Raw genomic sequence first — 22678 nt, 5'->3', positions numbered from 1 at the left:
ATCTAGCTAAAGCTTTATGAATATCTATCCCCTGAAACTATTTGTCCTCTTCCTCTTTATTTTTGCCCTATCTGCCGATGATGCACAAGCCTTTAGGCGCAGACATATGGAACGACTGCGACGCACCCGTGACTGCGATCGCTGTAATCTAGAATCAGCTCCTTTACAAAGGGCTTTCCTTCGCGATAGTAACCTATCCGGAGCCAACTTAAAACAGGCAAAACTGCAACAAGCAGATCTCAGAGGTGCATTTTTACGCCGAGCCAACCTTGAAGGCGCTAATCTCCGAGGCGCAGATCTCAGGGGGGCAGATCTCAGTTATGCTAATCTTGCTGGAGCCAACTTACGCAATGCCCGTTTAGACGAGGATACCCTAATTGACCCCAAATGGCGATTAACTTGGGAATTAATTAATCAAGGAGCAGAAAATCGCGATTTAGCCGGAGTAGATTTATCTGGAGCAAACTTAAGTCGCACTAACCTTGAAAATGTCAATTTAGAAGGGGCAAACTTAAACGGAGCCTCCCTACAAGGGGCGCGGTTAGTGGGAGCAAATTTAGACCAAACCAATCTGCAAAACGCTAATTTATTTATCTCTGACTTAAGAAATTCCTCGCTCCAACAAACCAACCTCCAAAACACAGATAGCGTCATTGCTGATTTCCGTCGTGCTTTCTTAGATCAGGCTAATTTTAATCGTGCTAATCTGCAAGGTGCGCTCTTAAGTGAGACCGATTTAAGCAGTTCGAGTTTTGAACAAGCCAATTTACGCAATGCGGATCTAGAGTCCGCTATTTTAGAAGGGGCAAACCTTCGAGGCGCTGATTTATTTACGGCTAACCTCAGAAATACAGAGTTAGGAGAAATTATCCTGCGTAAGGTCAATTTAGCTGGAATCGATCTGCGAGATGCAAATTTTCAGAATACCCGGTTAATTCAACTCAACTTTACGGGTGCAAGATTGAGAAATGCTAATTTTGAAAATGCCTTTATCTTAAGTTCCAGTTTCCAGGATGCTGATTTAGTCGGAGCTAATTTCCGTTTTGCTGAATTGCGCCATACCAGTTTCCGCAATGCCGATTTAGAAGGGGCAGATTTCCGTGACATTGTCCTGTTAAATGTGGATTTACGAGGGGCGATTTTATTGAATGTTTCAACTGAAAATATTAGTCTAATTAGAACCCATTTTTGCCAAGCGATTTTACCCGATGGTAAACCCGGCTATTGTTGGCACACGCGCTGAAGATATCTCAATTCAATGAACCTGTAGGGTGGGCAATACCCACCTACAAATACTGGGAAACTACAAATATTAAAACTATCTGTAGATTGAGAAGTTTGATTTTTTTGATTCTATGATTAGAGTCTAGCCTCCAATCGTGATCTAATCGTTATGTGCAAAATCTTAGTGTCTCATCCGATTCACAGCAGTATCATTGAAGAGCTACATCTAGAACCGATCGGTAACCTCTACAAGGAAAAGTTTCAACTGACAGAAATAGATCATCATATGCTTTATCACTCCATGGAGCATCAAGAGATTTTATATATTCCAGGAATTGCAATTGCCCAAGTTCCCGATGAAGCCAATGATCCAACATTAATCGATTTAGCTCAAGCACTTTCAGGGTTTAAACCGGATGTTCTGATTGTGGGCAATAATGCAGTTCCAGAGTTTGCCCTTGGTTCTTGGAGAGAGGCGCTCTTGTCTGAGCGTCCCTTGCTGGTGATTCGTCGAGGGGTAGATACCCGGGCAATTGATAAAGATGCGGCGCATAAATATGGGATTTCTGTGAGTAATTTGCCCGGCATTAATTCGCCGTTTGTGGCTGAACATATGATCGAGTATTTAGAATTAGAGAAAGCCAAAGCTCAGGAGAAAATGGTGGTTTTAGGGATTGGCAATATTGCTCAACCGATTATCTGTAAAGCAATAGAAAAAAAGTTGAAGATACAAGCAATTAGTCCCTCCCTACAAGAGGTCACAAGAGATCGGCAAGTATCCCGACTGCAAGAACGGGGTATTGATCCGGATCGCCTCACTTGTGCTGAGTCTTTAGAAAAAGGATTTGAAGATGCCTCTTATGTGGTAGTAGCGGTTCCTTGGGAGCATCCGCAAGGAGGATTAAATGCCGGAATGATTGATGTGAATTTGCTGGAAAAATTATCAAACTATGCCAAGATAGTTTCCTGTTCTCCTCCGCGTATTTTTTCTACTGATGCCTTAGCATTCATGAATGCACAAATGAAGAAGGGAAAGATCTATGTCCGCATCGATACGGCTAAACGGCTGGCACAGGGAACGAAAGCAGAATATCCCCATTTAGACATCGCCTACGATCGCGCATTTGCGGCTCCAGAATGCCAGCGATCGCTCGATCGAGCCTGGCTTAAACAAGCCCAACAGTTTTGTCATCAAGCCGCTCTATCGTGTCTGGTAACATAGTAATGGTGGGTGATTGCAGGAAAGGCTAAAACCCGTTTTTTCCTATAGCAGAGAAAGAGTCAGTTAGGACATGGTTTAATACTCAAACCTATTCCCCATTCCCTATTCCCTATTCCCTAGCGCGCAGCGCTATATTCTCTATTCCCCATTCCCAGCATAGGCTGCATAAACGCCCTGGACATTGTACCAGTTGAGAAAAATGCGGGCGACTTCCAAGGCTAATTGGGGTTTTCCGCGATCGATGAGCCATTGCAACAGCGGAGCCATTGTCCGTTCATTGAGTCTTCCACCTAACGACAACACGCCCCATAAAATCCGATGTATCCAGGTCATTTGAATCATCATTCGTACGTCCCAAGTGGGATGTTTTTGATAGAATAAAACGCCCATTCGTCCGCGCTGGATTTCTTGGTCAATCATGCGGGGAATTTGCTCTAGGCTAAAGGCAGGATGCCAATGGTACCCAACTGCTTGGGGACATTTAATTAACTTCAATCCTAGATTTTTTAGGCGGACTCCTAATTCTAAATCTTCCCAACCATAGAGTTGAAATTGGGTATCAAAAAGTCCTGCTTCTTCCAACCAATGGCGGGCGATCGCCACATTCCCTGTTGCAAAGTAAGCCGCAGAGAAGTCTGTAAGCTTGTAGGGTTCTGCTGTTGGCTCGTCAAAATTGCAGGTATTAATCACTGCACCATAGGTAAACAGGCGATCGCTCCCTAACTTCTCCTTTCCCTCCCGCAACGCCTGAGCATGGCAGCTTAAGAAGGTTTCTGTCACCACCAGATCGCTGTCGATAAAGATAATGGTATCGCCCTGAGCCTCCTTGACCCCCAAATTCCGGGCAGCAGCCGGTCCTTGATGTTCCTGCTCAAACCAGCGCACATGGGGCAGTTGCGCCCGTTCTGCCGCTAACCAGGCTAACGTTCCATCCGTGGAACCATCATCAACCACTACCACCTCATAACCTTCGATGTACGGATCGCTTAACTGCTGCTTCTCCAGCGCTCTCAGGCACTTTTGCAGAATCGGTAAACGGTTGTAGGTGGGAATCACAACACTGAAGAACATAGGCAATTCATCATTACTCATTAACAATTTCCAGGTCGGCAATAGCCGAAACCATGAACACGAACTACTAGGGAAAATAACCTCTGGGGGTGATCATCCATTGGCCTTGGGTTCGGGTAGTGGGATTACCAATTAAGACGGTCGTTAACATATCAATATCGAGTTGGGCAAATTCGGCTAATGTGGTTAGGGTAATGTCCTCATTTTCTCGATAAGCGCAGCGCACCAGGGCGACGGGGGTTTGGGGATGACGATATTGCAGGAAAATTTCTTGCGATCGCCGAATTCCTTCTGTACGCTTCTGAGATTTTGGGTTATAGATCGCAGTCACGAAATCCCCCTGAGCAGCAGCAACCAGGCGCTTTTCAATCGTTGGCCAAGGGGTTAACAAGTCGCTTAAACTAATGGCGCAAAAGTCATGCATTAAGGGCGCTCCCACCCGTGCAGCCGCCGCTTGTAGGGCAGTAATTCCGGGGAACACTTGTACACCGGGACTCTTGCCATCCCAACCTTGGTTTTGCAACTCTTCTAAGACTAATCCAGCCATGCCATAAATGCCACAATCCCCGGAAGAAACCATCGCTACAGTTAACCCCCATTGGGCTAATTCTATGGCCCGTTCGGCCCGTTGGCGCTCCTGGGTGAGGGGAAAACTCTCAATGATTTGACCGGGACGACGCAGGGGCACGATCAGGTCTAAATACAACCCATAGCCCAGCACTGCATCGGCCTGAGTGACCGCTGTTTGTGCCGCTGGGGTCATCTGTTGTAGCTCTCCGGGCCCCATCCCGACCAACCAGAGTTGACCGGTTCTAGCGGTGTATTCTTGGGGGGATTGGGCGATCGCCACGGTAACGGCTCCGGATAAGTCAGGAAAGCGATAGATTTGTTTGCTTACCAACAGTTGAGAGACTCCAGCCGCGGTTAGGGCTGCCGCTTCTGCGACGCTGGGTGTGCCCACGGTTTCGGCAACCAGCGCCGAGGGATTGGGGACAGAAACCGCCTGTAAGACCTGGGATGTATAGGAGATCAGGGGCCAGCCCTTGGTCTCGCACAGGGCCAATAAACCCAGCTCATCAGCTTTGCGGTCGAGGGTGGCGATACCGGCGATCGCCCCTTCTGCCAGATGTGCAGCCCCTAAAACCTGCTCCAGCGCTTGGGAAATCACCCGCTCATCGGTTCCCCGTTCGCACCCGATCCCCACCCACAGCACTCTGGGATGCCATTGCACCTTGGGGAATGTGCCCTTGGCGGTAAATTGGCGTTGGGTGGCACTGATCCAAACCCGTGCTTGGGCGCTGCTAGAATCTAATTCAAATTCAAAGGGATGATCGTGGGGAAGATGCTGTTGCCACAGGGTTGAGCCAGCATCTTGAATGACTTGTACGGAATGCTGTTTGGAGATCGCCGCACTGACTCCTGTCCAGTCTCCGCTTCCTCTGTTCCATCCGAAGGGCAGTCCCAACGTATCAATAGCGGGTAAGTTGAGGCGATCGCAAGCCCCGGTAACGATCGGCACTGCTGCCAATTGAGTCGCGACTAACCGCGTCAGGCGATCGGCTCCTCCCCGATGTCCTCCACAGACACTGATGATATGATTTCCCGTTTCATCGATCACGACAACCGCCGGATCGGTGGTTTTGTCGTTCAATAGGGGAGCAATGAGGCGCACCACTGCACCAAGTGCCAACCCAAAGATCAAGCCTTGATGCTTCGACCACAAGGTGGGTAAGAACTCCGATAACGTTCCTGGATAGACTGTATAGACGAGGGAGCTATCCCCGGATAAGGCTTGAGCGCAAGAGGGTGAAATGACTAGCTCCACTCCGAGGGACTGCGTGAGGGGAAACAGACGATAGGCACAGCGGGGTGTCGTGGCGATCGCAACTAAAGACCCTACCTGAAAATTCCCGGATTGAACCATCGTTTTATCTCCTATCCCTGCACCCTGTAGGGGCAAGTTCACTCAGATCCTGGTGGTAAAAGGAAAAGATTCGTGAACTTGCCCCTACTTTAGAACGATTCAAATGTACTATATTCTGTCTCCGCAGGGTGCGTTTACATCCTACGAGACTAGAGTCGAGAGAGCAGTTCCTGTTTTTTCGTTTCAAACTCTGCTTCAGTGAGAATACCCTTATCCCTCAAGTTTCCTAATTCCTGTAGGGACTGATAGATATTGGCTGCATCATCTCCCTTGTCCTTTTCTAAGTCAGAAACGTAACTTTTGCCCCGCTCGAAGGCTTCATCATAGGCAGATTTTACCTGGTCTTCGACAAAGTTACTCAGAGAACCACCGCTCGAAAAATGATTAATGGCAACCTGTCCGACAGCATAGGTAGAAGCCCCAGAAGTCAGGGCCATTGAAGCACCACCAAGGGCCGTTCCCACACCCGGAATCGCTTTGAGAAAACTGGCTCCCAAACGGGCGATCGTTGTTCCTGTTAAGGCTGACACAAAAGTTTTCCCGGTACTACGGGAATAGTCAACCTTGTATACTTGGGCCAGTTGTTGCAGCATTTCCAGTTGAATCGCCGTCACAGCAGCGAAATCAACCAGTGGAATAGGAATTAGCCCACCCCCTATAGCCCACAGAACATGGGAACGGACAATAGCATCAGCTTCAGTTCTTTGGCTCATAATTTACACCAAATGCTCTATCCTTTAATTATAGCAAAATACAACTGTGTCGAAGTAAAGTTAGGTACACTACGTTGGCGATAATGCTGGGCATCACTGAGGCGATCGCCACCAAAAAACACTTAACCCACACCTCCTGATGTTCAGTCCAGCGTGGATTAAGTGTAGATATATAACTCTCGCAATACACTGGCTAGAAATGGGTAGATTCGGATGATAGGGTGTTAACCTCCCATTAACCATTACCCATTACCAGCGCATAGCGCTCAAATGGGTTACATAGAAGACCCAAGACCAGCATAGGCTCCATAAAAGAATAAGCCAACCACAACTAATACACCCGTTCCGGCTACAGTTGCGACAATCCAAAGGGGAATTCTAAAATCTGACATTGATGTTTCTTCCTGATTTAAACAACACAACTATTAAGCAGTTCTCCACCCTAAATGAGCAGGTAGAGAACAGTTCAGAGCAACCCAATTAATTAAAGAAGTAACTGGAAAATAAGATCCCCAATACAAAAATCAGCAACAAGCCCAAATAAAGGGATGTCCGATTGAGTTCAACAGGTTGCTTATTTGGATTTTGATTACGGGTGGGCATTTTTTTTCCTATCTCTGAATGAATTGCATTGCTGTGATCGCGCCTAAAAAGAAGACAGAAGGCACTGCCAAAGTATGGACAGCCAACCATCTAACGGTAAAAATGGGATAAGAAACAGGTTGATTTTGGTTACTGCTTGTCATAATTTTCAGATCGCTCGCTTCAAAAACTACTTACCGATAAATTCCTCGATTTGTTTATTCCCTTCATAACGATCGGTTACGATAGGAATCTCCTGACGCTCCTGAGTAAAATACTCATTCGGACGGGGAGTACCGAAGGCATCATAAGCCAAACCGGTACTGACAAAAAACCAACCCGAAATAAACAACATGGGAATTGTTAGGGCATGGATTAACCAATAGCGAACACTGGTAATAATATCCCCAAAGGGACGTTCTCCGGTGGAACCACCTGCCATGATTTTTTCTCCTCTTTAGAACACGACAATTGGAATCATTAGTTTATATCATACGCAAAATCAGGCCGATTGCGTGGAGTTGTCATATTTTAAGAGTGTGCCTCCATTGCCAATCACAAATCCGATTTCGGGGGATTCAAAATCAATCTGGTAGAAGTTAGAGGGCACATTTTCCACGCTTCGGTCTTTTTGCCAAGTTTCCCCCCCATCAAAGCTGACAATCAGGTTTCCACTGCCACCTGATACCCAGATCTCTTCTGGAGTACGATAGGCTAAATCCAGGAAGCCAATGCTACTCGCAAACTCTGGATTTTGGGTTTCTTGCCAATCTTCAGGGGTTTCTGGAACTTCCACATTACTAAACTGGAGAGCACCTCCCCTAGCCAGTAGCCACAATCTATCGTCGGTGGTGAAGCCCATTTTTTGTAAGCGTTTGGAGTTATTGCGGTTATGCTGAACCCAGGCAGAATCACCCGGTTCCCAGGTAGAATAGAAGTTGCCATTAGCGGAAACTGTGACATACTTTCCATCGGGCGATCGCGAAATATTGCGATACACCCCTACCGCAGACTCAACCAAACCCTTCCAGGTTTTCCCCCCATCTTCAGTGCGATAAATCGCACCTAAATCTGTGGTCATTTCGGCAGAGTTTGGCCCTAAAGCCAAAATCGTTTTTGTGGTTCCTGGCAACTTAGCACTCAGGGGAATCGTAGACCAAGAAGTCCCCCCATCAGTCGAATGAATTAGAATGGAAGGCATTCCGACAATCCATCCTTCATCCGCACTGAAACTGACCGAGGTCAACCGAGTCCTCGTATCAAGATCTAAAGGTTTCGGTTGCCAAGTTTCCCCACCATCGTTGGTTTCTAATAAGGTTGCATTACTGCCGACTAGCCACCCATGGCTGGGATCGCCTGTAAATCCAACATCCTGAATCGTTTCTTCAGTCGGTAACTGAATCACTTGCCAAGGACTAGACTCTACAGAAGGTAAATAAGCATTTTTACAACTAGCGCACAGCAGAACAACCGCGATTAATGTTACAACTCGTTGCAGAATTTTCACAATTGATTGCATCACTCCGGATTTTACCGCCAGTTCGGGTTTTACTGTAGACCGTAAAGACTCAGAAGAAACAATAATCCCAGTCCTAACCCCCCAAAAATCAGGAGATTCTTTTGGCTGGGGGTTAAGCCATTGACCCCAAACCCATAGCCCATATTTTCAGCGAAGCCTGATGTTACAACGCCTGCACCAATGTTTTCAAACTTACGGCGTTGTGCCCCACAAACGGGACAGCGCCAGCCTTCAGGTAATTCCTCAAAAGGGGTTCCTGGGGGTACTTGGCGTTTTCCATCCCCTTTGCTTGGCTCATAGACATAGCCACACGCTCGACACTCATAGCGATCGCTTGCCGTCTCTGGAGTTGACTTAGATGTTTCTGGGGTCTCAGACGATCCGGTACTCATTGCCCTACAAGAACTTTGGGAGTTTTTATAGAAATCTTAAAATTTCTGTTAAATATTATGACATATAGCGCTACGCCCTGGTAATCAGTCATTGATAATTGGTAATGGATACACTCAGCTTTTCCTATTCCCTATTCTCTAAACCGCTATGACACAAAAATCGGGTTAACCCGCCGAATCTGGAAAGGCCAGATCCAGGTCAACCCGCGCCGATAGAGAGGATAGAGAGAACATCCAATGACTGGATTACCCTGTAAATTACCGTTGATCTATGGGCATAAACTGAGTCTCATGGTCGCCCACATAGACTTGTGTGGGTCGGAAAATCCGGTTTTCACCCAATTGTTCTTTCCAATGAGCCAACCAACCTGCCACCCGCGCCATAGCAAAAATGGGGGTGAATAGATCAGTCGGGATACCCAGTTTGCGATACACTAGTCCGGAATAGAAGTCTACATTGGCATAAATGCCTTTATGAGCTAATTTATCTTCTACGACTTTTTCAACTTCAACAGCGATATCGTAATAGCGATCGCGACCTCTTTGCTTAAATAGCTGCTGGGCTGCATCTTGCAAAATCTTGGCTCTGGGGTCTTTGACTTTATAAACGCGGTGCCCAAAGCCCATGATTTTTTTCTTGTTGGTAATACAGTCTTCAATGTAAGGCACTACATTTTCCACTGTCCCGATCTCCTCCAACATGACCAAGACTTCTTCGTTTGCTCCCCCATGGAGCGGTCCAGCTAAGGTTCCAACTGCCGAAGCAACCACTGCATAGGGATCGGTGAGCGTCGAAGCCGTGACTCGCGCTGAGAACGTTGAGGCATTCATTGTATGTTCCGCATGAAGGATCATACTGGCATCAAATACCCTCGCGGCGATCGGATCGGGAACCTCTTCCGTCAACATATATAAGAAGTTGGTCGCATAATCCAAATCATCACGCGGTTGAATCGGATCGTGACCCTTACGCATTAACTTAAATGCCGCTACCATAGTCGGTACCTTCGCAATTAAGCGAATCACCGCATCCCGGATATATTGAGGGTCATCCAAAGCACGACGGGAATAAAATAAGCCTAATGCTGCTGCTGAGGCTTGCAGAGCATCCATCGGATGTCCCGTTTCGGGAAAGCACTTCATCATATCCCGAATCCGATATTTAATGCGTCGATGATGACGAATTTCCGCTTCAAACTCTGCCAATTCATCTTGCGTGGGTAATTTTCCCCAGATTAGGAGATAGGCCGTTTCGATAAAGTTGCTTTTCTCGGCTAGTTCGGTAATGGAAATACCTCGATATTCCAAAAGCCCTTTTCCCCCATCAACATAGCTAATGCCCGATTGACTAGCGGGAATGCCTTCTAAGCCTGGCTTATACTCACAAGCGACTGTCGCCATAGTTTTACTTACCATGCCTGTGAAATGTACCGTCCCAGATTACCAGAACCATTTAGAAAATGTATGCCCATTTACACAAAATTCCAATTCTGGAAAAAATTATGATCGCACAAGCCAACACAGCAGTAGAGGCTTACGAGCTGGAACCCTTGTAGTTCAGGGCTATCTTGGTCTAATAACAATATTTTCCGTTCTGCTGGGTTGATTGTTCATTAGAATTTCGCATCGCTCCCAACAACGTAGACACGATCACACACCGTAAAGGCCGGTTATTATCCTGTGGATTGCTATCTTTCAACCCAACTGTAATTCTACCTAACTGCCCATTGGGATGACCATCATGATTAAACTGTTTCCGCCAAATCCCCCGATTGACCCCACGAGTATACTGATAGAATGTGGTTTCATTTTGATTTGCCCCATCAATAATCAGGATATTGCGGTTCAAATCTTGCCAATTTAAGCCCGTCAAATCGGAGCCACTGGGTAACCCTTTATGCACTACATATTGCGGATGGGGGTTATTCCGAAAACTGACTTGCCAAACCAATTTATCCCGTTTAGCATTACTCTGAGCCTCTTGGAGGGCGAGGCGAAGCTCTTCTCTCCCTAACTTCAACTCTTGCCGCCGCAAAAAGCCAAGATAACCAGGCACAGAAATAGCCATTAAAATACCCATCAGGGCAATAACCCCCAACAACTCAGTTAGGGTAAAGCCCCCTTCTCTTCCCCGATAGTTCAGCATTTGCACCCGTAATAAACAAACTAATCTTACCTCAATCAACTTCGCCAAGGCTGACAATTGTCGCCAGACTCCAGTTTCATCGATCCTAACAACGTTCTCACAATTATACAGCGCCGCGTATTATCCACAGGCAGTGCTGGATTACTCCCACGAGGAGCTGCCACACCAATAATTAACCCTTTATCTTCCTCATTAGGAGGAGAACCAGTAGTTAGCTTAGGAGCAGTTAAAGGATCTAAGTTCCCCTCTCGGTCAAAAATAATTGTAACTGGGCCTTGATTCCCCTTGGGTTGAGGATAAGAATCTTGGGCAATGCTGTCATCGAGCTTATTCTTATTATTTTTATTATTAGCCGGATCGTTAACCAAAAGATTCGTAAATAAAATCACCCGATCTCCAGAAACTCCCCGATCTGACCCCAAATTTTCCCAAATATTGCCATTATCTAACGTGTCCACACCAACCGTCTTTGGATGAATGGCAACTTGCGGAATACCCTCATTCGTCACCCGCACCGTCACACTCTGGGCAAGTTTGGTACTTCTGGCCTTCTGTTGGGCTTCCTGGAGCGCTAAAGATACATCATCATTGATCGCAGTAACCCGTTGTTGGCGCACAAAACCCAGCCAATTGGGTACTGCAATGGTACCGAGAATACCAATCAACGCAATCACAACCATCAACTCAATTAACGTGAACCCTTCTTCATCTCTAAAAGCATTTGTCGCCCTGCTGAAGGATCTCCAGTTTCGTTGATTTTGTAGAATTTTCCTCTTCATATCCCTTCCCCCTAAAATTCTTTGATAACCCATAACTTACTGAACTCTTCCCCTGATTTTTATTTGAATACTTGTTGTGGGGAAAAAGAGTGCTGTGCGATTATTATCCGGATTGTATTTTTCAGGATTCGTTGGATTAATCCTCGCTAAAGCATTGCCTCGGATATAAACCTGAGCCACACCTGCCTGCGAATCAACACAAGTAAAAAAGCTATCTGTCTTAAACGCATTAAAAGCAGCCGGAAAATCACTGGCTCCATAATTCGGACTTTGCCAAGGTTCATCTGTACCTGTAGGAACTGGACTAGGGTTATCTTTATTCGGAAAAGCGTCCTGACAATTGACTGCATTCGGAAAAGATTGACCCGAAGCCAGATCGCCTAATGCAGTATGGTCAATATTATCCACTAATACTTGTATAGGGGTATCCCTCAAATTATAGGCTGTAGCTGTTTTCTGCCATTTATTCATCTTCTCTTGCACGCTATCTCCCGATATCGACAGGTCGAAATTGGCATACCCATCACTAGGATCGAGATCGTAGGCAACCCCACTAATCGTACTATCTTGAGGATTTCTCCCCGTATCCACAATCCCATCTCGAAGCTCAACCCGACTAATCCGCATCGCATTTGACCAAGTGCCATTATTAGCATTGGTAAGATAATAGACCACTAAAGCATACACTTGATAATCTTGGTCATTACATGGGGTACCACTAACAGGCAACTTTACCAAGCATCCAACTGTTGTATCGCCTGACGTAGGACTAACGTTCAAATCTTTATCTAAAAACTTGCGTTTCCAAAATGCCAACACAGGAATTCCTTCTCCACTAGCTATTACTGGAATTTGGCTACAACTTCCTGGAGGTGTATAGGAACCTGGAGACACGGGACTACTACATTCCGTTGTACTATAATTACCAGAAATCGCCCTTAGTCCCTCTCCATCATAAATATACACCGCTGTCTCCAAATCTCGGCGGATATAATCGGCTGCTGCTTGAATATCCTGCTGAGTTGCCGATTGCACTTGTTCATTACGATCTTTCCGCAGAATATCAATCATAAAGCCCAGCAAGCTACTAATTATAATCGAGGCAACTACTAAAGCCACCAACAATTCAATCAATGTAAATCCCTGGTTTTTTCGTCTCTTATGGCAGCTTTTCAACCAAGCATTCAGTAACATAAACATTAGTATTGCCCCTAAACCTACTCAATAATCAACCCAATATTCCTAAATAGCATTAATCCCAATCACTCCACCCATTAACCACCTCCCCCGTATCGAGTAGTAAAATTAACCGTACTATCGGTTTTACCTTGAATTTCTGTGGTCATTTCCAATAAAGGGGCTTTCAGATTCAAGGTTGCTCCAGAAGAGCGCTGTTGGACACCATCGGCGTGAAGGGTTAACAGTGTGCCTGTATCCTTGAAGGCATCTGCGCGGTAAACCCGAATCCCCAACAAATAGCCTCGATCGAGTTGCCCTTGGGCTGTAGCTTGAGTCTTATCCGTCACGCTACGATAAGCTTGGACAATAAAATCACTGGGACTACTTGCTTGACATCCTGACTGGTCATCTCCATCAAAGCAATATAAACTGACATTCGTTGCTGAAGCTTCTTTTGCATTAGCAAGGGTTTGATTTTCGCAATATCCTCCCTTCTCGTAGTCATTGGGACTAGCTGGAGGACAAGTGGCGGGGAAAGAAGATTGTGCAGGCGCAACTGTTTTCGCAAAATCTTCCCGTTTAGATATAAATTTCCGAGTTGCTGGATCGACTGCTTCTTTGAGTTCAACCACAGAATTAGGAGCAGGTAAACTGCCTGCCCGGACTCCATCGATATAGAATCGAGCGGCTTGTGTCGCCACCTCCACCCGCCGAGCTTGAATGCGGGTAGCGGTTGCCAGCACAATTACTGGCGCTATCCCCACCAACATAATCGTCAGGATAACCACCGCTACGAGCGATTCAATCAATGTAAAGCCGGACTCACTTTTAGGTGGAAAGGAATGATTTTTCGGTTTTCGGAATATGGGTTTCATAGGTTTGCCTTGTAAGGATTAGGGTTAGTGAACTATTGACATCTACTAGGGCGTTGATCTTTAGAGATGGCGTATTGATAGGAAACACTAGCGTTGTTAGCGATCTTCACATCTTTATCATACGGATCCCCAGCATTGTCATAGCCACCTTGTTGTGCAACAGTGTTATTTGAATTTGCGGGATCGAGGCGCTTGTCCGGTTGACCGGCACAGAGCAAGGTTTCCACCCATTGATCATCTCGCCTCACTTCTCGATAGAATTCATTGGGAGGAGTATCATCTTTGATGGCAAATCGTTGGGCAAACAAGTCAGGCGCTTGGGTTAACAGCCCCACATCAAACCCCCAAGGGCGACCGGGTGCATTATAGAAGGGCAGAATCCCATTTGCGTTACCCGTAGCATAGAACTGATCTTCACCAAATAGACCAATTTGTTCTCCATATATTCCCTTGGTCACAGTTGACTTAGAGTTCAGAACTGAATCCGTTGGGCCTGTGGCATAGACACTCCGTCCTTTTTGAATAAACGAACCAGTAATGTTGACATTAACCCCATTCCAGTCTTCTAAAAATCGAGGGAAGTTACCTAAGCTTCGGTTTAATTCATCCGGTCGTCCAGCTGTATCTCCTGACACAAAGACCAGATTAAAGGTTGTTCCGCCCGTCTTGGCATGTTGTACCCAATCTGTATCACGACTGTCCTTATTGGAGTTTCTATCAATCGTAAAAGTCCCATTGGGGACGGCAATACTGCCATTAACCTCCATCGGTCTCCCAGCATCACCAGTGGTTGCTCCAGGAGACGAATCTGTTGCATGGATTTGCAGGATAGGGATTAATAGGGGTTGCACTGTCGGGTTAGCAGACAGGTCATCATTCAGATAAGATAAAAACCGCTTGCTATGATATCTCCATCCACTAGTGTCTGTAGGATTAGTTGGAGTTGCTGTTGTCCTAAACCACAGGGTATTATCTTGATTGGTAATATCCTGATCGACTTGACCAGCAGTACTGGTTAAGTCTAAGAGTAAATTGTCAGGAGTGAGCTTTTTGCTCGCTTCCAAAACAGATACGGTTCTATTGAGTTTTGTATCTGGGAATAATCGAACATTGCTACCAAAGTCAATGCTACTTAGAGGCTGATTATCCACATAGGGCAAGTAGGTAACTTTGTCCGTCTTAATTCCTAAAGCAATAGGAGTGTTATTGGTTGCTTCTAAGACTAACTTGTGGTTTTGATCTCGTAAAAATGCAACACGGCGAGGGAAAGCAGCAAATTTATTATCTAGATTGTCTTGAGCTGTGGTGAGCAAAGGACGTGGCATTCCCTGTAAAACCCAGTCAGAGCTACTGAGTCTTACCTCTTTTTCGGGAATACCCGTGTCTGTGGTATCCCCATCGCCATTGAGATCGAGAGTTAGACCTGATTCTCCAAGGCTAATTTCAATCGCTGTTTCTGCAATACTATCGCTAGTATCCCCATCTCCATTTAAGTCAAGAACAATATCAGATTCACTTACAGAGTCAGTGGTATCTCCATCTCCATTGAGGTCAATACCGAAATACTCAAAAGAATCATCAGTATCTCCATCTCCATTTAAGTCTATAGCAAGGCTCGATTCATCAACAGAGTCAGCCGTATCTCCATCTCCATTGAAATCTATATCAACGCTATTCTCACTAAAAGAGTCAGTGGTATCTCCATCTCCATTTAAGTCAATTGTAATCGTCTGTTTAAAAGTATCGGCAGTATCGCCATCTCCATTGAAATCAATGGAAATATTAGACTCGTCAAACGCATCATTGGTATTGCCATTGCCATTCAAATCAATACCAATGATATGCCAATCATCGGGTTCGCACTCGGAGATGGGGAGTTTTTCGCAGATTTCCATCACGTATTCTGGAAAGTTCACCCGACGCTGAACTGGGGTAACAAAGTTAGTGAAGTAGGAGCTGGGTGTGTCTCCAGGTCCTTTTGCTTTATACTCGGCATCGGTAAAGTTACGACTGGCTGCAAAGTCATTGGTGTAGAAGCCATTGCGCCGACGTTTGGCGATGGAGCGAGCATCTCCTTGGTTATTGTTAAGGTCATAGTTGCCATCGCTGCGATATCCGAATTTAAAATCATCGGATAATAGGGTTAAAGCATCGGCGAAAACAGTGGAACTACGCCAAGTATCTCCATCTCCATTACAACCGGGTTGTCCTTTGCGACAGGCAAATTTGGGATCGAGGGTTGAACGAGTATAGAAGTTAGCATAAGTTGTTTTATTTAACTTCTGAGTAAATTCTTCAACTTCGTCAGTACCTGAAAGATGTCTGTTAAAGTCCCCTTGTATGTAAACCGGTAGATCGGTTGCTAGGATGAACCCTTTTTCTTCTGGACGGTAATCATTGGTCGTTCCTCGGTTCAGTTTCTCTCCATTGATCAGGAGAATGGCATTTGGGCGACGAGTGGGATCGAGTTTGAAGTCAGTACTACTTTGGGGTAGATCGGGTGCTGCATCACCGGTACGCTTGAAGGTAGTTCTTCCATCTTCAACCCAAACGGTTTGATCGGGGAGTGCATCTTCGCGAGTTGCGTAGATAATCCCACTGTTGGGTATGAGATATTCTTGAGGATCTGTTGAAGTGCCAATCGTTTTCTGTTTGAGCTTCTCGAGATCGATTTGGGTGGCGCGAATTTCTAGGGGATACCGTTCTTCGATGGGGAGATCGTAGCGACTACTTAAGCTTTCAGTAATCCACCCAGTTCCATCTGAACTAATTGAAGGATCAGAAGCTGCATAAACTGATCCATTAGTAGTGGTAGATACTGTAATGTTATCACCACTGATGGCAGTAATTTGTCCGCGAACAATCTTGGGAATATTCTTATCTACTGGAGAAGTTGAAGGCGGTGGAGAAGTGCGTTGGTATTCTTCAATGGTCACCAGATCGCCCACTTCAAATGCTGGAGTGGGCATTCCATTCGTTAATGTATAGGTTCCACCTGCTCCACCAGTTACTTGTAAGCTATGGACATCATTGGCTTTAATCTGCCGTGCATCAAGAAAGGTAATTTCTTTAATGGCATTGTCATCAATTGCAGTACTGGCTGTTGCACTACCATTGAGAATATCTAAGGCACAAATTGCGGCTTCAACTGCGCTTTGTTCTGCAATAGTGCGATCGGTAACGGAACTTTTGTTTAATGCAGAGAAAAGTAACCGATTCACCCGTCGGTCTCCTACCAGATCTGCTCTAGAGTCATCATAGATGACTTCAGGATAGCGAAGGGCCGCCTGATACTTCAACATATTGGTATAGGTTCCTTCTGAAGTATTTCTCCAAGAGTAAACCTTGCCATTGTTAGAGTTACTGGTATCGCTATTGGTATCTGTGGGATCGTAATAGTTCGCTATACAAGCTATGGGTCTCTGGTGAGTTTGATCGCCATCTTTATAACCATTCTCGGCAAAGGGTTTTGACGGTTCAGTATGGTGGTAAACAACAGTTGCTCGCATCCTCAGATAAGGACGAGTTGTGTTAGCGGCTGAGTCTACTGATACCGGTTCAGTTGCTGGGTTATTATCCTGATCGAACACCACTTCAGGATGCTTCTGAGCCACGGGATAATAATCGGGCCAGATGATGATATTTTTATCATTTTTATCATCACCTGTTTCGTCTAGAGTGGGTGAAGTTTTTATGGCATTAGCTCCAGGTAAGTAAATCCCTGTACCCGTGACAATTCTCAAGCCACCGACATTATCAAACTTATCTTTAGGAGCTGTTGCCGCATCAATTTCCCATTGTCCATCTCGCGATAGGTCACCTAAGTCGGGTAAGCGCACCACTTGAGACTGTCGGGTGCGATCGACTGTTGAGTCTGCGGCTGAACCGGACTGTCGCCACTTCACTCCAGTAACCTGTTGCTGTGTTTTTATCCCTGAGAGCAATCTTGATGCAGCTTCTATACTGCTATCGTCAATGTAGATCGTTTCTGGTAGGTTATTACCAACTAAAACTCTATCTCCAATCCGCTCTTCTTTACCATCAAGTTCTTCTGGATTGGTCGCTGGAATTCGGGTGAGTTCTAACTCTAGCTTGTTGGCACTACTGGTTTTCGATTGCATGTAGGTTGTCGCATTATTGCCTGGATCGACGGGAAACATCCATTGATGAGGCGGCCGCAGGGGATCGAGTCCAGTTTTATCGGCTGTCTCAGAAGCATGAGAGAGCTTAAAGAAGTCTTTTGCTTTGGCTTCTGAGTCAACTGATGCTAAAAAACCATCGGATGCTATCCCGGTTCCACTTGTTATTGTGGGAATAAATAGGGCATTATTGCCAGGCTCAACTTCGATGTAAGGGACTTGGCGAGTGAGTTTTTTGAAGTATTGGGTATAGTGATTTTTAGCTTCTTGATCGGATACATCGGCTGGAGGTCTCCCAGCTAGAAGTTCATTGGGATAAGCACTTGTCCCTAACAAAAATGCAGCATTGACTAAATAGGAAATTCGTTGATTGTAAGCATTGTTATTGTATAGAGATTTTTTTGCATCTGCGGTTTTAGTGGTAACGCTACCTACTTTCCCAAAGTTAGTGTTGACTGTAGGATCGTTTCCTTCTCCCTGAAATAGATGAAGTTCATCTACATGGACTGTCCCATTGGCAAAGGCAAAATTGTCATAACGGTTATTGCCTACATTTCCGCCTACAATGATTTTGCTGCTTTCTGGATCGTAAAAACAGGAGGATTTACTACTAACCAAGAAAAATTTGGTTGTGAAGCTCCTGACGTTTTTCCCTTTGCCTACCATAAGGTTAGCGTTGGTTATAATGCGGCCATTGAAGAACTGATGGCTACCGGCAAAGGTGAGGAGGTCATCTTGGTAAACTACGGCATTATTGGCTAGGGGAATTCGACTCCAGTCTTGTTGATATTCCAGGGCCGAAAATCCTTGAGTTCCTCCTGGATATAACTCATATTGATTGGCATCTAGACCAGTGGGCAAAGCGCCACTAGCATTTGGACCAATGGGTACGGTGGCGGCATAAACAAAGAAGGCTTTTTTCAGTTTTTGCTCATTCGGCAACTGAAACCAGTCGGAGTCACCAACTAAACTGGCTCCCCCTCCCGTATTATTGGCACATGCGGAGCCACTCGTCCCTTCCATGGGAAGGTTTCGGGCTTCTAGGGGGTTTCTTGCACGGGTGAATTCGCCACCTGAAGTGGTGGGGTTGCGGAAGAGAATGGTATAGAGGGTATAACTATCAAATTTCCCGTTATTGTCGGTATCAACTGGGAATTTCCAGGCGGTGTTTACGGTTTCATCATTCTTGGTATTTTTAGTTGCACCACTATCTTCTTCTCCTGTGTTGCTATCACCATCAATATCAAAGACTAACTTTAGAGGAACTTCATCCCCAAAGGTATAGTTTTCAATTCCACTGCCTAGATCTCCAAATGCACCCATAAATGCGGTGTCGGATGGAGTTCCTCTGGGAATGTTAGGGTCTTCAAAAATAGCGGCGATCTTGGCTTTTGCTCTATCCAATGCTGGGGCTGTGGCGTTGAGGGTTGCTTCATTGACCCGGAAGTTATGAGCGTTTTTGGCGCGGTCTGTAGAGCGAAGCAACATGGCTAGGCTGAGCAGCGAGACGACGAGGATCACCATGGTGACGGTGGGAAGAACAAACCCGGCTTGTCGCTGACGACTGATCTGGAAGAGTGAGCGCAATCCTCGTTGGATAAAATGGGAGAGCGATCGCGTTAGGGTTTTCCCTAGGTTAAGGAAACTGTTCCGGAGGTGTCTGAGTAGGCGTTGGATAGACATAGAAGCTGTCCTAGACGTGGAAGAGGATAGATGCAAGAGGGACAATAAACCTAGATACACCCCATTAAAGGGTCATCCCTAAACGTTATGGAATCTGACTGAAGGATCGCAATGATGACCAGAGGTGAAGCAATGTCCAAACATGTTGAAATTGCTTTGTTTCACTGGCTATGAGCGATCGCAACAAGTGACCTAGATTCCATATGAGTTTGGCCCTGTTTTAGATAGTATTCCCTTCTGTCTTAACAAAATTTCTTCTTTATCATCAACCGTGATTTTACATGACCTTTGCAGGGGCTTTATGAATGCGATCCGTGTAAAGACGGTTGGGGTAGGCTGGGGATGCTCTTCGACTTGGCTGAGGGGATATTTGCTTAGGTGTAGGGGAGGGGGTTGGCAGGCCAAACCCCTATGGGTTACGGAGATTAATAGTGGTTGAGGTTGATTCCAGCTTCTTTGGCCATGGCTTGAATGCCTTTGGTTTCTAAGGTTTTGATGGCTTTGGTGGACAGTTTAAGTTTAACCCAACGGTTGCCTTCAGACCACCAGACGCGCTTAGTTTGAAGGTTAACTTCTTGGCGTTTTTTGGTTCGTCTGTGGGAGTGGGAGATGGCAAAGCCGTTGTTGGCTTTTTTGCGGGTGAGTTGACAGGTGCGGGACATGGGTGACCTCTTGTTTTTTTGCTGCAATCTCCTATTGTAGCGCTACGCGCTGGTAATAGGGAATAGGAAATAGGTAATGGGCAATCTCCCTATCCTTCGTTCATGAGGCGATCGATTTCATCTTTGTATTCGGAGGGGGCAAGGGTGGTGGCGCTGGTGAAGAGCGGTTTGGCTTCGTCTGGTTTCCCTTGGCGTTGGAGAACGATCGCCTTTCCCAGCAGAGGACGAAAGTCTGTTTCATTGTCTTCTATGGCTTGATCGTAGACGGCGATCGCCTCTTCATACCGTTCTAAGTCAGCATACACGCGCCCTAATAAGAGTTTAACGGAGGCAGTGTCGATGGCTCCAGGCTTAATTTCATTGGTTTGGGGGGCTTTTGTGAGCGTCTCTTCTAATACCCCGATCGCCGCTTGGGGATTGTTTTGTTGGAGTTGAAGGTCAACTAACCCTTGTAAGACCGTCATTTCTCCAGGGTTTTGGGTTAACACTTGGCGATAGATATCAGCAGCGCTATCGGGATCTCCAGTATAATTCTTCGTTTCAGCCAACAGGACTTGATACTGGACATCTTGGGGATTGAGTTCGACTAACCGTTCTAAAGGGGCGATCGCGCCTGCAATATCCCGTAATTCTAACCGCACATCCAACAATCCCCTCAACACACTTTGGTTTTCCGGTTCTCGCTCCAAAACCAACTCATATCCCCGTTCCTGAGCTTCTAATTTCGCTTGTCGAGACTCCACTACTGGAGTGGGAGAAGCATTGGACGTTGCGGCAGTGGAAGCACGAAAGGCTTCGGTGAGGGGAGGGATGGTGGAAACCCCCAACAGGGCAACCACGGCTAAAATCAGAATGGCATTGAGAACCCAACTCTTACGCTTAATCGTCACACCAAATCCCTTGAACTCTTCTATTCATTGTAAGGGAACAGGGAACAGGCAATAGGGAACAGGCAATAGGCAATAGGCGCTCTCCCTCTCCCCATTTCCCCATTCCCCCTCAAAATAGTACGGATTTAGTGTGTAGCCGCTTGCATAGAAGAATGGGAAATCAAACCCTTGTTATAATGGGCTTTTCCGTAAGAATAACCTTAGGCTTTATGCTGGGGTTCTTCGTTTAAGCGCCTATCTCCAATCTCTAGCCCTCGCCATTCATCAAGCATGTTTTCTTCTATCCTTGCATCTTCTTCCTTATCTTCAGAGCAGCAATGTCAACCCATTCCTGCTCCCTCTGAACCCTTACAATACCGAGCGATCGGCTTAATTCGAGGCCGGTATTATTCGGGAGATCACTTAACTCAGGGCACGCTGGTCACTTCAGATGGCACAGAAATTGATGCGGTTTTGCTCGGAAGAATGATGAGTTTGATCAAGAAACATCTAGATTTGGATGTCGAGCATCTCTGGGTGGTTTATCCGCGCACCCGAGAAAAAGAGGAGAATTTGCACACGCAAATATTGGGGGTTTGGGAACCAGAAACCCTTGATTCACTTGAGCTTTCTGGACAAAATTTACATCCATTGATGGGTGATAATTATTTCTCAATTCGGGGAGAAGTGGTGTTCCATTCTCTACAAACAGGAGAGGTGAAGATTAAGATCAATCAAGCGCCACGCAAAAAAGGGGAAAAACCGCGATCGTTTAAGCTCACACTCAAAGGGGCTTTGACGGGTAAAATACTTCATCATTTTTGGGAATTCCATGTTACCCGAGAAGGCACGGATTTGGTTATTCAAGAGGCGTTATGTATAGGACCACTGCCTAGATCGACAAAACCGCGATCGCCTCGCGCTACAGGTCGCCCCAGAAGAGGGGGTCAGTTTAAGCACCGAAGCGTCGGTCCTCCTAAACCAATTTTGTCGAGTTCTGGCTCACCTCGTCCCCAGATTATGCCTCCGAATCGGATGGAGCGCCGAAAATCTACTTCAGAATCTTGAAGTTGTGGCGATCGCAATTTGTCCAGGATTTCATCCTCCTTCCTTAACCGATGAGTTTCTGGAAGTGATGGATCTGCCGGCTCCAAGAATCCGATCAACTGGGTGTCCACTCGATGGAAAGAGCTTGTTTAAGGAGTGGGTGGACGCTTTCGGAGATCCCAGAAATTGTGAGTATAAAATCACGGTTATTAGCTATAGCGCTGGAGGAGTAGGGGCGATCGCTGCTTGTTGGCTCTGGCATCAAGCAGGGGGCCAGATTCAGTCCTTAATTGCTCTAGATGCCTGGGGTGTTGTGTTAATGGGACCCTTTCCTATTTATCGCCTCAGTCATGATTATTTTACCCATTGTAGTTCTAGTCTTTTGGGTTTAGGAGATGGGGGATTTTATGCCGATCCAGGAGTAGATCACTGGCAGTTATGGCGATCGCCCCATACTGCGATCGGTTATGGTCAAATATACGGCAAAACGTGGGAATTAAAAATGACTGCTGCTGAGTTTATCCAATCAGTTTGTAAGGGATAGGGAGATAGGGAAGAGGAGAGTTAGCATACTTTACCAGAAAAATTGGGTCTAGAGCAACGCCCTGGAAGGGCGGCTTTTTCCCGGCTCCTTGTGTTATAATAATATCAT

Annotated in this window: 21 protein-coding genes; 4 read left to right on the top strand and 17 right to left on the bottom strand. The window is 46.0% G+C overall.

Annotated elements, in window-relative coordinates; genetic code table 11:
* Positions 1–16: 16 nt before the first annotated feature.
* The gene (locus J7529_RS16275; protein ID WP_318729855.1) at positions 17–1243 is read left to right on the top strand and encodes a pentapeptide repeat-containing protein; all 1227 of its coding nucleotides are present in this window, start codon (positions 17–19) and stop codon (positions 1241–1243) included.
* 150 nt (positions 1244–1393) lie between these two features.
* Positions 1394–2446 (top strand): hypothetical protein, encoded by a 1053-nt coding sequence (locus tag J7529_RS16270; protein WP_318729854.1) that lies wholly within the window; start codon positions 1394–1396, stop codon positions 2444–2446.
* A 138-nt stretch (positions 2447–2584) separates the two neighbouring features.
* Here the strand turns inward: J7529_RS16270 and J7529_RS16265 are convergent, their stop codons facing one another.
* The 17 genes from J7529_RS16265 to J7529_RS16185 form a co-directional block, all read right to left on the bottom strand.
* Positions 2585–3517, bottom strand: coding sequence for a glycosyltransferase family 2 protein (locus tag J7529_RS16265; RefSeq protein ID WP_318729853.1), 933 nt, complete (start codon positions 3515–3517; stop codon positions 2585–2587).
* Positions 3518–3584: 67 nt separating this feature from the next.
* Complete coding sequence (gene cobJ, locus J7529_RS16260; RefSeq protein WP_318729852.1) at positions 3585–5441, bottom strand: precorrin-3B C(17)-methyltransferase; 1857 nt, start codon at positions 5439–5441, stop codon at positions 3585–3587.
* Between the two features lie 149 nt (positions 5442–5590).
* Entirely contained in the window at positions 5591–6154 is a 564-nt protein-coding gene (locus tag J7529_RS16255; protein WP_318729851.1) for a DUF697 domain-containing protein, read from the bottom strand.
* Between the two features lie 275 nt (positions 6155–6429).
* Entirely contained in the window at positions 6430–6546 is a 117-nt protein-coding gene (locus J7529_RS16250) for a photosystem II reaction center protein J (RefSeq protein WP_271942770.1), read from the bottom strand.
* Positions 6547–6634: 88 nt separating this feature from the next.
* Complete coding sequence (locus J7529_RS16245) at positions 6635–6757, bottom strand: photosystem II reaction center protein L (protein ID WP_271942773.1); 123 nt, start codon at positions 6755–6757, stop codon at positions 6635–6637.
* Between the two features lie 8 nt (positions 6758–6765).
* Positions 6766–6900, bottom strand: a complete 135-nt coding sequence (gene psbF / locus J7529_RS16240; RefSeq protein ID WP_271942776.1) for a cytochrome b559 subunit beta — start codon at positions 6898–6900, stop codon at positions 6766–6768.
* A gap of 26 nt (positions 6901–6926) precedes the next feature.
* Positions 6927–7178, bottom strand: coding sequence for a cytochrome b559 subunit alpha (gene psbE / locus J7529_RS16235; protein ID WP_271942779.1), 252 nt, complete (start codon positions 7176–7178; stop codon positions 6927–6929).
* 60 nt (positions 7179–7238) lie between these two features.
* The gene (locus tag J7529_RS16230; protein ID WP_318729874.1) at positions 7239–8255 is read right to left on the bottom strand and encodes a photosynthesis system II assembly factor Ycf48; all 1017 of its coding nucleotides are present in this window, start codon (positions 8253–8255) and stop codon (positions 7239–7241) included.
* 29 nt (positions 8256–8284) lie between these two features.
* Entirely contained in the window at positions 8285–8647 is a 363-nt protein-coding gene (locus J7529_RS16225) for a rubredoxin (RefSeq protein ID WP_318729850.1), read from the bottom strand.
* A gap of 258 nt (positions 8648–8905) precedes the next feature.
* Positions 8906–10063: a citrate synthase gene (locus J7529_RS16220; RefSeq protein ID WP_271942783.1), complete on the bottom strand. Its 1158-nt coding sequence runs from the start codon at positions 10061–10063 to the stop codon at positions 8906–8908.
* Positions 10064–10220: 157 nt separating this feature from the next.
* Positions 10221–10841, bottom strand: a complete 621-nt coding sequence (locus J7529_RS16215) for a Tfp pilus assembly protein FimT/FimU (RefSeq protein ID WP_318729849.1) — start codon at positions 10839–10841, stop codon at positions 10221–10223.
* Positions 10829–11572 carry a prepilin-type N-terminal cleavage/methylation domain-containing protein gene (locus J7529_RS16210; protein ID WP_318729848.1) on the bottom strand — a complete coding sequence of 248 codons (744 nt, stop codon included), beginning with the start codon at positions 11570–11572 and terminating at the stop codon, positions 10829–10831. Before J7529_RS16210 ends, J7529_RS16215 begins: the two co-directional genes overlap by 13 nt.
* Before the next feature lie 36 nt (positions 11573–11608).
* Positions 11609–12772 carry a hormogonium polysaccharide secretion pseudopilin HpsC gene (gene hpsC / locus J7529_RS16205; protein ID WP_318729847.1) on the bottom strand — a complete coding sequence of 388 codons (1164 nt, stop codon included), beginning with the start codon at positions 12770–12772 and terminating at the stop codon, positions 11609–11611.
* A gap of 74 nt (positions 12773–12846) precedes the next feature.
* Positions 12847–13626 (bottom strand): hormogonium polysaccharide secretion pseudopilin HpsB, encoded by a 780-nt coding sequence (gene hpsB, locus J7529_RS16200; protein WP_318729846.1) that lies wholly within the window; start codon positions 13624–13626, stop codon positions 12847–12849.
* A 32-nt stretch (positions 13627–13658) separates the two neighbouring features.
* The gene (gene hpsA / locus J7529_RS16195) at positions 13659–19448 is read right to left on the bottom strand and encodes a hormogonium polysaccharide biosynthesis protein HpsA (protein ID WP_318729845.1); all 5790 of its coding nucleotides are present in this window, start codon (positions 19446–19448) and stop codon (positions 13659–13661) included.
* Between the two features lie 425 nt (positions 19449–19873).
* Positions 19874–20110 carry a 50S ribosomal protein L28 gene (gene rpmB, locus J7529_RS16190; RefSeq protein ID WP_271942798.1) on the bottom strand — a complete coding sequence of 79 codons (237 nt, stop codon included), beginning with the start codon at positions 20108–20110 and terminating at the stop codon, positions 19874–19876.
* An 89-nt stretch (positions 20111–20199) separates the two neighbouring features.
* A complete protein-coding gene (locus J7529_RS16185) occupies positions 20200–21000 on the bottom strand; it encodes a tetratricopeptide repeat protein (protein ID WP_318729844.1) in 801 nt (266 codons plus the stop codon).
* 270 nt (positions 21001–21270) lie between these two features.
* Here J7529_RS16185 and J7529_RS16180 point away from each other — a divergent pair, with 270 nt between their 5' ends.
* Together J7529_RS16180 and J7529_RS16175 are read left to right on the top strand one after the other, a co-directional pair.
* Positions 21271–22047: a hypothetical protein gene (locus J7529_RS16180; protein WP_318729843.1), complete on the top strand. Its 777-nt coding sequence runs from the start codon at positions 21271–21273 to the stop codon at positions 22045–22047.
* A gap of 4 nt (positions 22048–22051) precedes the next feature.
* Positions 22052–22570, top strand: coding sequence for a hypothetical protein (locus J7529_RS16175; RefSeq protein WP_271942807.1), 519 nt, complete (start codon positions 22052–22054; stop codon positions 22568–22570).
* Positions 22571–22678 lie beyond the last annotated feature (108 nt).

The sequence above is a fragment of the Roseofilum sp. Guam genome, from assembly GCF_017746735.1.
GTDB classification, from domain to species: domain Bacteria; phylum Cyanobacteriota; class Cyanobacteriia; order Cyanobacteriales; family Desertifilaceae; genus Roseofilum; species Roseofilum reptotaenium.
Note: the sequence above shows the minus strand (reverse complement) of the source record. Positions and strands in the feature narration are given on the sequence as shown.